Below are 13305 nucleotides of genomic sequence, written 5' to 3'. Positions count from 1 at the left end.
AAGTTACACTCCAGCCACATTTTTTAGGTTTTGCGCGCCTTGATACAAGGTAAAGTCGGCAAGTTGACCATCAACCACTTGAATATTACGAGGTGCTCTGCGGGCAAGTTCTGGGTCATGAGTCACCATAATGATGGTCGCGCCGTCACGGTTAATTTGCTCCAGCAACTCCATCACTTGACGTGCCATTAAGCTGTCTAGGTTACCTGTTGGTTCATCGGCTAATAAAAAGCGCGGCTCACCGGCGAGGGCGCGGGCAATCGCTACCCGTTGCTGTTGACCACCTGATAACTGCTGCGGCAAATGTTTAGCGCGTGAAGCTAGACCTACTTGTTCTAAGCACTGTTCAATACGACGTTTACGCTCGCTTGCTTTAATACCTCGATAGCGCAGTGGCACTTCAATGTTTTCATATAAATTTAAATCAGGGATCAGGTTGAAGCCTTGGAAAATAAAACCAATTTTTTGATTGCGACAATCCGCCCGTTGATTGTCGTTCAGTTTGCCAACATCAATACCATCGAGCAGATATTCACCACTGCTAAAAGGTTCTAACATGCCTGCGATATTTAAAAAGGTGGTTTTCCCGGAGCCACTAGGGCCAGTTACTGCAATAAACTCACCTTCATCTACGTGCAAATTAAAGTCGCGTAGTGCATGGGTTTGCACCATTTCTGTTTGATACAGTTTACTAATATTGTTCATTTTAAGCATGAGTTGATCCTTGTAATATGTTTGTTCTTATCTCAGTAATAATGTTGGCGCTTGTTTAAAGTTATCGTAACTGGAGATGATCAGCTGATCGCCTGAGCTAACACCTTGTAGCAATTCTATTGCGTTGATGCTGCTTGCCCCGGTTGTGATATTTACCAGTTGTGCGGTGTCGCCGATAACTTTGTAAACCTGCGTACCACCTTGCTGCATAAACGCACCGCGTTTGATTTGTAAAACGTCATCACGATTTTCTAATAAAATGCGCGCTGTTAATCGCTGGTTTTGGCGAATGCCTTTTAGCTCTTCGTCAAAGCGTACTCGAGTAGTTACTTCACGATTGTTAACTTCCGGCGAAATTGCCGACAACACACCAGTCACTTTTTTTGCCCCGAGTGTGAGCTCAACTTCCATTCCTAAACCGAGTTCGTTGGCGTAACTTTCAGGTACTTGCAGTTGTGCTTCAAAATTACTTAAATCAACCAGCGTCATTAACGGCTGACTTTGGGTAACGGCTTCTTTTTGTTGTACAAGCAGGTTACCAACAATGCCGGTGACGCTGGCTTTAATAGTTAAGTTTCTGACTTGGCGATTTAAATCATCAACGATCAGTTGTTGGCGAGCGAGATCGCGCTCTGCAGCTTTGAGTTCAAATGCGAGTGTATCTTTAGCAAGTTCAACTTCTTGTTGAGCGTGTTTGTAAGAAAGCTTGGCACGGGCAAGATCATCAACTGCTTTTTCTAAATCAATTTGGCTGATCAAGTTTTTTTCGATAGAAAGCTTAGCACGGCGATTTTCCCTGTCTGCTGCATTGAGCTCTACTTGGGCGAGATCAAGCGTTTTGGTTAAGCTTAACTTTTGTCGGCGTGCTTCTAAGTGCTTACGTTGTAATTCACCATCAAGGCGGGCTAACACCGATTGTTGCTGTTTTAGTTCATTATTGAGTTCTGGGCTATCGACTAAAGCAATAATGTCATCTTTATTTACTTTATCACCGGCTTTAACTTGTAAATCCACATAGCCACGTTCTGGGCTATAAACCTTGGGAGCATTTGCAGCAACAATTTTACCGCTGGCGGCTACATCACGTACTAAACGACTAATATTAACGGTAGCAATCTGTAAAGAAGCCCGCTCAACAGAAATACTGCCTTGATTGTTACCCATAAATGCTTGTGCACATAAAGCAAGTACAGCAAGTGATAGCGCCAGTACTATTAATGGTTTTTTGTAACTACGTCTTTGCGTAATACTTACATCTTGTCCGCTGGTATCTTTTATCATGAGTGATCCTTAGCTATGTCTATTCTCGCAGTAAGTGATCATCAAGCTCACTACTAAGACAGTGATTGGTGAAACTAAAAATAAACTGAGAATAAACATAAGTTGTGTCCTGTAATTATCTTTTAATGTTTATTCGAATATCATGCCACTATTTAATGTCATGATTTTAATGAAATAATTATTTATTTTTAAATTATTTGGTGTCCGCGGACATAAATTGTGTCCGCTGCGGACACTTTACTATGGCGGCTAAGAAGCTGCCGCAGGCGTCAACAGGGTGAGCAAGCTAAAAACTTACTAATTAGCGTAAATTATGCAAAATGTGACTGTTGTGATGATAATTATGCATTAATTAGTGGCTTTAAATTTACCCATAAAAAGACACTGGAAAGAGTATTTACTCTAATGTGCACTGTGGTATCGACCTTGAACGACAGCAAAGAGATTCAATAAAAAAGAAAGCATTTATTTTCGCTACATAACTCAGTGAATATTTATTCATTTTTACTCTGGTTTACGTTAACGTAAACTGCAGGTTTGTAGAGCGGTTATTTTACAACTTGTTAAATATGACACCAGTGTCATAAAAAAATAACGGGTAAAATATCGCTAAATGTTAAAAATAGGCATGAAATAAAAAGATTGTGTTGTGGTGAGAAATATTCAAGAATGTGAATATGTATTCAAAGCGCTATTGACTCAATGTACAATTGGCGATAGTTTTGACTGTCTGCTAGCAAACCGTCGAGAAGGTCATTCATAGCTAGCTGTTGTAGCAAGGGGAGGGGTCTATGTTATACGACTCAAAATTAGAAAAAGATAATTGTGGCTTTGGCTTAATAGCCCAAGTTAATGGTCAGGCAAGTCATCGTTTAATTCGAACAGCGATCACTGGCTTAGACCGTATGGAACACCGTGGTGGTATTTCTGCCGATGGTAAAACAGGCGATGGCTGTGGCTTATTATTACAAAAGCCAGATAGCTTTTTTCGTGCTATTGCCGCTGAAAAAAATTGGCACTTGGGTAAAAATTATGCCGTTGGCATGATTTTCCTAAACTCAGATCCAGTACTTGCGCAAGCTGCAAAAGATATATTGAGTGAAGAACTCGAAAAAGAAACCCTCAATATTCAAGGTTGGCGAATTGTGCCAACAGATGAATCATGTTTAGGGCCAATTGCAATAAAGCAGTTACCTAAATTTGAACAGATTTTTGTTAATGCACCAGAAGGCTGGCGCCCAAAAGATTTAGAGCGTCGTTTATACGTTGCGCGCCGTCGTGCTGAAAAGCGTTTAAGCGAAGATGAAGGCTTTTACATTGCCAGCTTGTCAGGGTTAGTAACTATCTACAAAGGCTTAATGATGCCGGTGGATTTGCCTAACTTCTATTTAGATTTAGCCGATATCCGCATGACCAGCGCAATTTGTGTATTTCACCAACGTTTTTCAACTAATACACAACCGCGTTGGCCTTTGGCTCAGCCGTTCCGCTATTTAGCGCATAACGGTGAAATCAACACCATACAAGGTAACCGCCAGTGGGCTCGTGCTCGTTCATATAAGTTTGCATCGCCGCTTATTCCAGATTTGCAATCAGCAGCACCATTTGTCAATGAAACCGGCTCAGATTCATCAAGCCTAGATAATATGCTTGAGTTGTTTTTAGCTGGTGGCATGGATTTATTTCGTGCTATGCGAATGCTAGTACCACCTGCATGGCAGAAAAACCGTGCGATGGATGATGACTTACGTGCATTTTACGACTTTAACTCTATGCACATGGAACCATGGGATGGCCCAGCTGGTATTGTGATGTCTGATGGGCGTTTTGCTGCGTGTAACTTGGACCGTAATGGTCTGCGTCCTGCACGTTATGTGATCACTCAAGATGGCTTTATTACCCTAGCTTCTGAAGTGGGTATTTGGGATTACACTGCGGATGAAGTGGTTGAGAAAGGCCGCGTTGGCCCTGGTGAGCTATTAGTTATTGATACTCAGTTAGGTAAAATTTGGCACTCAGACGAAATTGATCGCGATCTTAAATCTCGCCATCCATATAAAGCATGGCTTGAGGCCAATGTTAAGCGCTTAACGCCGTTTGAGCAGCTATCAGAGCAAGATGCGGGCAACCGTTCATTTGATGATGAAACATTACTGAAATATCAAAAAATGTTTGGTTACACCAATGAAGAACTTGATAGCGTTATTCGCGTAATGGGTGAAATTGGTCAAGAAGCAACCGGTTCTATGGGGGATGACACGCCATTTGCAGTGCTTTCTGAAGGTAACCGTTCATTGTTTGATTACTTCCGTCAAAAGTTTGCGCAAGTAACTAACCCGCCAATCGATCCACTGCGTGAAAACCATGTAATGTCGCTGGCGACCTGTATCGGTAGTGAGCAAAACGTGTTTAACGAGACCACCGGCCACGCTAAGCGCCTACAGTTTGATACGCCAATCCTAATGTATGCAGACATGCAACAATTATTGAGCGCTGATCAGGCTCATTACAGCTATTGCAAAATCGATATCACCTACAGCAAAGAAGAAGGCCTTGGTGATGCAGTAATCCGTATTTGTGACGAAGCGCAAGAAAAAGCAGCTGGTGGCTGTGTCATGTTGTTTTTAAGTGACCGTAATTTTGATGAGAATAAGTTACCAATTCCTGCCGCTATGGCTGTTGGAGCGGTACAAAAGCGTTTAGTTGATAACAATTTACGTTGTGAATCAAATATCATCATTGAAACAGGTAGTGTCCGTGACGCGCATCAATTTGCGGTATTAATTGGTTTTGGTGCAACGGCAATTTACCCGTACTTAGCATATGAATCACTGGTTGCGATGAGCGACTCTAAAGTGATCAACAAGAGCTATTGCCAAGTTACGCTTGCTTATCGTAATGCAATCAACAAAGGCTTGTACAAGATCATGTCAAAAATGGGCATTAGTACCGTGGCATCGTATCGTTGTTCAATGTTGTTTGAAGCAGTTGGTTTGTCGGATGCAATTGTTGATACCTGTTTTAATGGTGTGGCAAGTCGCATTAAAGGCGCGTGTTTTACTGATTTTGATGATGACCAACGCAAGTTACATACTTTGGCTTTAAGTAAACGTAAATTACTCAGCCATGGTGGCTTATTAAAGTATGTGCATGACGGCGAGTATCACGCGTACAACCCAGATGTTATTCAAACGCTACAAAAAGCGGTGCGCTCAGGCGAATATTCTGATTACAGCGTATACGCAGATCTTGTTAATAAGCGCCCAATTGCCACATTACGTGACATGCTTGCACTGAAACTGCCAGCAGAAGGGATCAGTATTGATGATGTTGAGCCAGCAACTGAGCTATATAAGCGTTTTGACTCGGCGGCAATGAGTATCGGTGCATTATCGCCAGAGGCGCATGAAGCGCTTGCAATTGCGATGAACCGCTTAGGTGGCTGTTCAAATTCAGGTGAAGGCGGCGAAGACAAACTACGCTATGGTACCGAGAAAAATTCACGTATCAAGCAAGTTGCGTCAGGTCGTTTTGGGGTAACACCACATTATTTACGCAGTGCTGACGTTATTCAAATTAAAGTAGCGCAAGGTGCAAAACCAGGTGAAGGCGGGCAATTGCCGGGCGAAAAAGTAACCCCGTATATTGCTAAGCTTCGTTACTCGGTACCGGGTGTGACCTTAATTTCGCCACCACCGCATCACGATATTTATTCGATTGAAGATTTAGCTCAGCTTATTTTCGATTTAAAACAAGTAAACCCTAAAGCGTTGATCTCAGTAAAACTAGTATCAGAGCCAGGTGTGGGCACAATCGCCACTGGTGTTGCTAAAGCATATGCTGATTTAATTACTATTTCAGGCTATGACGGCGGTACTGGCGCAAGTCCGCTAACGTCGGTTAAATATGCGGGTAGCCCGTGGGAGCTTGGTCTTGCTGAAACACAACAAGCGCTGGTTGAAAACGGTTTACGTCATCGTATTCGTTTGCAAACTGATGGTGGTTTAAAAACCGGCCTTGATATCATCAAAGCAGCTATTTTAGGTGCAGAGAGCTTTGGTTTTGGTACGGGTCCTATGGTTGCGCTTGGTTGTAAGTATCTGCGTATTTGCCACCTAAATAACTGTGCAACCGGTGTAGCAACGCAAGACGAAACATTGCGTCAAAAACATTTCCATGGCCTACCAGAAATGGCGATGAACTACTTTAAGTTTATTGCTCAAGAAGCCCGTGAAATTATGGCAAGCCTAGGGGTTGCCAAGCTAACAGACTTAATCGGTCGTCTTGATTTACTCGAAGCGATTGAAGGTAAAACGGCAAAGCAGCAAAAAATTGACTTATCGTCAGTGATTGCACAGCCGAATAACCCAACTGGTGAAACCTTATACTGCAGCGCACCTAATACGTCACATTATTTAGGTAAGTTGAATGAAACCTTACTTGCTAAAGCTCAACAAGCAATTGATGAGAGCAGCGGTATTTCACTGGTCAGCCGTATTTGTAACACTGACCGTTCAGTGGGCGCGATGTTATCGGGTTATATAGCCGATAAGCATGGCAATCAAGGCATGGCAGCTGATCCTGTCTCGATTGAGTTACACGGAACCGCTGGTCAATCATTTGGTGTATGGAATGCTGGTGGCCTAGAAATGACCCTAGTCGGCGATGCTAACGATTACGTAGGCAAAGGCATGGCGGGCGGTAAGCTGGTTATTCGCCCACCACTGGGTTCGTCATTTGAAAGTCACAAAGCGACCATCGCAGGTAATACCTGTTTATATGGTGCAACGGGTGGCAAGCTGTTTGCTGCAGGTTGTGCTGGAGAGCGTTTTGCGGTTCGTAACTCAGGCGTGCAAGCGGTTGTTGAAGGCGTAGGTGATAATGGCTGTGAGTACATGACCGGTGGCGTAGTTTGCGTGCTGGGCAATGTAGGCGTGAACTTTGGTGCAGGTATGACCGGTGGCTTTGCCTATATTTTGGATGAGCGTAATGACTTTGAAAAACGCATCAATCCAGAGCTAGTCGAAGTGGTGCTGTTAGATGAGCTAGCGTCACACCAAGAGCATTTGCGTGGTCTAATTGCTGAGCATTTAGAACTAACAGGCTCAAGCCGTGCAGAAACTATTTTAGCCAGTTTTGAAACGTATTTACCAAAATTCAAACTAGTTAAGCCAAAATCAAGTGATGTGAAAAGTTTACTCGGGCATCGCGCTCGTAGTAGTGCTGAACTTCGTGTTCAAGCACAGTAAGGGGGTAGTATGAGCGAGAATGTATATCAATTTATAGACGTGCAGCGGGTTGATCCCCGCAAAAAGCCAATTTCGTCACGTAAAAAATCATTTGTTGAAATTTACGAACCCTTTTCAGAGAAGCAAGTAAACTCACAAGCGGACCGCTGCCTAGATTGTGGTAACCCGTATTGTGAATGGAAATGCCCAGTGCATAACTATATCCCACAGTGGTTAAAGTTAATTCGTACTGGCCGTATTCTTGAAGCTGCGGAGCTATCACACCGCACAAATAGTTTACCAGAAGTGTGTGGCCGGGTGTGCCCGCAAGATCGTTTGTGTGAAGGTTCATGTACATTAGACGAAGAGTTTGGTGCAGTAACAATCGGTAATATTGAAAAATATATTACTGATACTGCATTTAAAATGGGCTGGAAGCCTGATATGTCGTACGTGGTATGGACCGATAAAAAAGTAGCTATCATCGGTGCCGGCCCTGCAGGCCTAGGTTGCGCTGATATTCTAGTGCGTAATGGTGTAAAACCAGTGGTATTTGACCGTCATCCAGAAATTGGTGGCTTGCTTACTTTTGGTATTCCATCGTTCAAACTTGAAAAACAAGTCATGCAAAAACGTCGTGAAATTTTCACCGAAATGGGGGTTGAGTTTAAACTTAACACTGAAGTCGGTGTTGATATCACTATGGATGAAATATTGGCCGAATACGACGCAGTATTTTTGGGAGTGGGGACTTATCAAAGCATGCGTGCTGGCCTTGAAAACGAAGATGCACCAGGTGTACATGATGCATTACCGTTCTTAATCGGTAATACCAACCGCGTAATGGGCTATGATGAGTCTAATCAAGCTTATCTTGATATGGCTAACCAAAAGGTTGTGGTACTTGGTGGTGGTGATACCGCGATGGACTGTGTACGTACCTCAATTCGTCAAGGTGCGGCAAAAGTAATCTGTGCTTATCGTCGTGATGAAGAAAACATGCCAGGTTCAAGACGTGAAGTGAAAAACGCCAAAGAAGAGGGCGTTGAATTTACTTTTAACGTGCAACCAACCGGTATCGTACTAAACGACAACGGCCATGTTGCAGGCGTACAAATGGTGAAAACCCAAATGGGTGAACCAGATGAAAAAGGCCGAAGCAGAGCTGAAGTGATCCCGGGTTCTGAGCATGTGATTGAAGCCGACCAAGTACTCATGGCGTTTGGTTTCAAACCACACAAAATGGATTGGTTAGAAAAGTACGATGTAGAAATAAACCACTGGGGCGGCATTAACGCACCAGAGCAAGGTGAATTTACCCATCAAACAACTAACCCTAAAATCTTTGCTGGTGGCGATATAGTGCGCGGCTCAGATTTAGTAGTCACCGCAATCTTCGAAGGGCGTAACGCCGCCGAAGGGATCATGGACTACTTGAAAGTGTAAGACTTTTACGGGTCAAAGAGTAAAGAGCAAGCCGATTGGCTTGCTTTTTTTATGGATTGGATAGTAGAGTTGTAAGCGCTAAGTCGTAAAATTTAAGCCATAAGCTTAAAGTTTGCGCGGTGTTAAATTAAGCAACGTAGGTAGGGGATAACTAAACCCAACGAAAAAATAGCCTATCAGTCTGCATCAAGGCTTTGCATTATCGGTTTTGTTAAATGTGCTATGAGCAGCCGTTGATAACCTTAGCCTATTTTTCATAATTCTAATTTAACAAGTGCTTCTTGCTCACCTTGATATAAATACACTGGGACGATTTCATGTTTCCCATTGTTTTCTCTAAGCTGAAAGTAATTTTCAGTACACTCATAAGAGTACGAGTTGTTTTCCCGGGGTATGATTTTTATTTTATTCTCACCTTCATATTGAGAGTAAAGTGTACCTTTTTCAAACGAGATTTTTAAAATTTTCGAATCGGAAGAACGATAACTTCCAACTAAAGATGCAGCTATAGCCTTTGCTTTTTGACTATTTACTGGCTTAGGGGATAAATTTAATTGTAGTGCTACCATGTCTAATAAAGCGGGACCAGGGTGTTTTGTGTCGATGTTGGTTAACGCTGTAGCGGTTAAATCTTCATTTGGGAAATAGACATGCCAAGCAAAAAATCCGGGAACCTGACCTTGGTGGCTAAAGCTATCTAATCCACTTATTTTGTATATATCTAAGCCATATCCATAATTCACATGCGCATTATTATTTAATAATGCCTTGGAGGTCATTAGTTTATAGCTTTCTTTTGAAATTACATGCCCTGACTTTAATGCATTCTGCCAAAGGTGCATATCAGCAAGTGTAGAAGCAATAGCGCCCGCAGAATAGATCCAACTACGATCAACATTCCATCGCCTTTCAGTTGAATCTTCCGGATTAATATACTTTTTAGGCTCATTACGACTAGTAGTGTAGCCGTTTATTTTCCCAGCAGATGTACCTTTAGTAATAACAAAAGTATTATCCATTTTCAGAGGTTTAAAAAATGTGTTTGACATGAACTGGTCATATGGAGTGTTAGAAGCAATTTCAATGACTTTTCCCAGAAAGACGTAACCCAAATTTGAATAACTATATTTTTTACCAGGCTCTGAGTTAAGAGGTTGTTTACTTATACTTTGTATAACTTGATCAATAGAAGCATATTTATCATAAATTTTACTTACTGAAGGGTCCCCTAAGTAATCTGGTAGACCAGAAGTATGGCTTAAAATTCTATCAATCGTTAAATACCTAAATTCAGGGTTAATATCAGGAATAAATTTCGCTAATGTATCTTGTAACGATAGTTTTTTTTCTTCCGATAGTTTCAAGATTGCTGCAGCAGTAAATGTTTTCGTTACAGAACCTATTTGAAATATATCATCTACATTGAGAGGTCTCTCAGTGTCAATATTTGCCAAACCAACCGCACCACTATAAATATGTTTACCTGACTGTTCTAACCTAACAACCATGCCAGGGGCTTTTGAAGAGTTATGGCACTGCATTAATTCAGCAAAGTTGTGTTGTTGTGCAACAGCTTTTATTCCATACATTCCTACACAAAGACAAAAAAATATATTTTTTCCCATAAACTATGTTCCCTTAATCATCTAACAAACCTGTAAATAAAAAACACACACCGATTACAGCTGTAATCAATACTGTCGCATAGCTAACAGTTGTTTGCAATTTAATAAAGCAAACCATTATTATTCAATAACTTATTTAATATTTTAATGAAGTAATATTTGCTCATAATGGCCAAGTGAATGTAATAGCTTTATCAGAGGTCATTTTTTATCTTAACGTGGTAGCGTTCTTATTTTAGTATTTTCTATTAATAGTAAAATGGTAAGTTATTGCTAATTATAAGTATTATTAGAAGGGGAGTTTGTTTTTATATAAAAACTAGAAAAGTTGCTTATATAAAAACTAGAAAAGTTTCTTATATATTACTTAGATGATACGAGTTAAATAAACTAGCCACTCAATGTCTACTTTATTGGGGCCAGATCAGCTCGCTGTTGACTATCAGCTGAGTGCCATGAGCGGACCTTGAGGCGTAACTCGCTTCTGCCCCAAAACAAGTTAGGCTAAATCCTCTAATGGCTGCTTTGAGCAAAGCAGGCATTCAAAGTGTTAATGAATAAATAATCAATTCTCGTTATCTAATATAATTGGCTTCTCGTTAAAATTTTCATAAACATTTAAGTTGCTAATTTTAAAACTATTTTTTATGCGTGTCCTCGTAATGTAATTTTACCTATTCTCGAATAAGTAAATTCTCGGTTATAGGAGAGTCTAAGCAATTGTAATTCCTTTAGGCTATGTGTAAGTTATTAATAATTAAATTAATAAAAGTCGTATTTTGATAATTCTGGAAATTGACACATTGAGTGTTAACGGGAATTCTCGGTAATACGCTGTTATATTCTCCGAGGCAATAATGGATAAGTTTGATATATCTAGATTTGAGTGTAAACCTACAAAAGAGCTTGCCAAAGAGTATCTCGACTTGAAAGAAGCAGGGACAGTTCAAACTAGTGTCTGTGAAAGTTCAGCTCAAGGAGGGATTGCATTATGGTTTCTGATAAAGAATGTAAAGCCTGTAGATATTTATTGTTATCTCAATGCACGTTTTGGCGCTCCAAACGGGATGCAAAACTTATTTAAAAACCAGCATAGTGATAATTTGTTTCATTGGCATTATACGCTTCACTATGAAAACAAAACTATAGATATAATGTGCACGAACTACAGAATTGAGGTAATGCATGCTTTTAAATTTTTAGATCATCAATATGCATTAGACTCTTTCCTAAGTGACATAAAGCAAGACTTTATGAACTACAAAAAAGAGATTAGTCAATTTAGATCGACGTTAGAAAAGTGGAGTTTATTTGCTAACCCTTTTTATCACAATAAATCTATGATCGAATATCAAGTTAGTGCTCTTGAAGCACTAGAACTTGATAGTTGCCCCGCAGAAGGGAAGGTTCGTCCGGAAAATAAGGATGTATTTGAAGAACTATCTGCACGTTATGTTCAAGCAACATCTTTAGCATTTGGCATCAGAATGCTCGCTCCAGTGTATGCTGAGTCTTTCGTAAATACTTTGATATTTTTGCTTGCGGATAGCGATGTTAGAAAAGATCAGCGTCTATATGAGAATATTGTAAGGCAGAATATAGATATACGAATTAAGCAGCTACATCGAAACTGTAGTGGCTTCACTCACCCTATAGATTACAACAATGTAGACTCATGTAAGAAATTACATTCGCTATTTAACAAGCGGAATGATCTCCTGCATGGTAATATTGACCCTAAAAAGTCGGTATATGACATATGCTATTTTCAAGAAAATACGCCTATCTTTGCTGAGTTCAAAGATATGTTTACTCAGATGCATACTGCGTCACTAAGCATTTCTTCCCCTGAACAAGCGCTTGAAGATTACCAAACGGTTCAAGATTTTATTGCTTACGTTCTAATTTGTTTAGATGAACCAACCGATCAAATAGTACGACAGTTTCTGGACACTCAAAATCCTGGTTGGAATGAAAAAACGGGTAGGGCGGGTGTTCTTTTTCCTAAACACTTTGTCGATGGCTTTGGGGTTACGGATGTACCTATATTTGAAAGTCGATAACTTAAAAAAAGAATATAACAATCAGTTCAAAATGACTCGCAACACTGGGTATTAGCCATAGAAATATGAACCTTAAAATTACATTTAGCGCGAAAATCCTAATTCGGAATTGTCCAAAAATGAGTTTGATCGACCGTTTGCTTCTCGCTCACAGCCGAACTTCGCAAAAGTGCCATAAGCGGACTGTCGCAACCTTAGACTCTTGTTATGTAACTTTATTAAAGTAGGTTAGTTATATTTTTATAATCATCTTTGTGCAGACTATTATAACTGACTTTATACCCTAGTATATATGGAATATAATTGTTTATAATTTCTTGAGCTTGAGTTATCAACTCTTGGTAATCAGATTGTGTTAATTCCCATTCTTTAAAAACATTAATACCTGAACTTGCCTTTTTCATGTTGGTATGAGCAATTCCATTGTTACGTAACTGGTTAATAAGTACATGGACTAAATTGTTAGTTTTTGGGTCGCTGTAATTAATATTTTGAATAACTAATTCACTTAAATTACAGGAAGGTTCGATCATAAACTTAAAATTATTTAGTTCTGCTTTAACTATTTCAAGCCATGTTTTAATAGATAGTACTCTTTCATTAGTATCGTAAACTCTTGATAAAATAATTCTTACCGATGTTAAGTGAGCATTAAACGTCATTGACCAAAAGTGTTCACTTTTAGAAAACTTGCTAGGAGAAGAAATGATTTCGGCATCTAGTTTTAAGAGTAAATCCCAATGCATCGATAACATTTGAATATCACTTACTAATTCAGATGTTGTTTTCTCAAACTCTTCGATATTCAAATACACTCCAGTTACATAACGAGGCTGTAGAATAACTCGTTTTTAATTTATTTTTATTGATGCATTAACCATAGCCGAGTTCCTATTTTGATTCAATCGGTTACTTCGATTTTACGTAAAATATAAAAAGAGGATTTGC

General features: G+C 40.0%; 7 protein-coding genes. 3 read left to right on the top strand and 4 right to left on the bottom strand.

Annotated elements, in window-relative coordinates; genetic code table 11:
• Window positions 1–3 precede the first annotated feature (3 nt).
• Entirely contained in the window at window positions 4–714 is a 711-nt protein-coding gene (locus tag H5162_RS19150) for an ABC transporter ATP-binding protein (protein ID WP_182731947.1), read from the bottom strand.
• A gap of 27 nt (window positions 715–741) precedes the next feature.
• Window positions 742–1995 carry an efflux RND transporter periplasmic adaptor subunit gene (locus H5162_RS19145; RefSeq protein WP_145242136.1) on the bottom strand — a complete coding sequence of 418 codons (1254 nt, stop codon included), beginning with the start codon at window positions 1993–1995 and terminating at the stop codon, window positions 742–744.
• A 791-nt stretch (window positions 1996–2786) separates the two neighbouring features.
• Between H5162_RS19145 and gltB the strand changes: the two genes are divergently transcribed.
• Window positions 2787–7244 (top strand): glutamate synthase large subunit, encoded by a 4458-nt coding sequence (gene gltB / locus H5162_RS19140; protein ID WP_145242134.1) that lies wholly within the window; start codon window positions 2787–2789, stop codon window positions 7242–7244.
• A gap of 9 nt (window positions 7245–7253) precedes the next feature.
• Entirely contained in the window at window positions 7254–8669 is a 1416-nt protein-coding gene (locus H5162_RS19135) for an FAD-dependent oxidoreductase (protein WP_182719477.1), read from the top strand.
• Between the two features lie 254 nt (window positions 8670–8923).
• On the opposite strand, the gene H5162_RS19130 is transcribed toward H5162_RS19135, so the two are convergent.
• Window positions 8924–10294, bottom strand: coding sequence for a serine hydrolase (locus tag H5162_RS19130; RefSeq protein ID WP_182779308.1), 1371 nt, complete (start codon window positions 10292–10294; stop codon window positions 8924–8926).
• An 857-nt stretch (window positions 10295–11151) separates the two neighbouring features.
• On the opposite strand from H5162_RS19130, the gene H5162_RS19125 reads away from it, so the two are divergent.
• Entirely contained in the window at window positions 11152–12357 is a 1206-nt protein-coding gene (locus H5162_RS19125) for a hypothetical protein (RefSeq protein WP_182779307.1), read from the top strand.
• A gap of 218 nt (window positions 12358–12575) precedes the next feature.
• On the opposite strand, the gene H5162_RS19120 is transcribed toward H5162_RS19125, so the two are convergent.
• Window positions 12576–13166 carry a hypothetical protein gene (locus H5162_RS19120; protein ID WP_182779306.1) on the bottom strand — a complete coding sequence of 197 codons (591 nt, stop codon included), beginning with the start codon at window positions 13164–13166 and terminating at the stop codon, window positions 12576–12578.
• Window positions 13167–13305: the final 139 nt, after the last annotated feature.

It is taken from the genome of Pseudoalteromonas sp. SR41-8 (genome assembly GCF_014163915.1).
GTDB classification, from domain to species: domain Bacteria; phylum Pseudomonadota; class Gammaproteobacteria; order Enterobacterales; family Alteromonadaceae; genus Pseudoalteromonas; species Pseudoalteromonas rhizosphaerae.
Note: the sequence above shows the minus strand (reverse complement) of the source record. Positions and strands in the feature narration are given on the sequence as shown.

Excerpts from the sequence above, each read along its gene's own strand:
- H5162_RS19150 (WP_182731947.1), bottom strand. The coding sequence starts at position 714 with ATGCTTAAAATGAACAATATTAGTAAACTGTATCAAACAGAAATGGTG.
- H5162_RS19145 (WP_145242136.1), bottom strand. The coding sequence starts at position 1,995 with ATGATAAAAGATACCAGCGGACAAGATGTAAGTATTACGCAAAGACGT.
- gltB (WP_145242134.1), top strand. The coding sequence starts at position 2,787 with ATGTTATACGACTCAAAATTAGAAAAAGATAATTGTGGCTTTGGCTTA.
- H5162_RS19135 (WP_182719477.1), top strand. The coding sequence starts at position 7,254 with ATGAGCGAGAATGTATATCAATTTATAGACGTGCAGCGGGTTGATCCC.
- H5162_RS19130 (WP_182779308.1), bottom strand. The coding sequence starts at position 10,294 with ATGGGAAAAAATATATTTTTTTGTCTTTGTGTAGGAATGTATGGAATA.
- H5162_RS19125 (WP_182779307.1), top strand. The coding sequence starts at position 11,152 with ATGGATAAGTTTGATATATCTAGATTTGAGTGTAAACCTACAAAAGAG.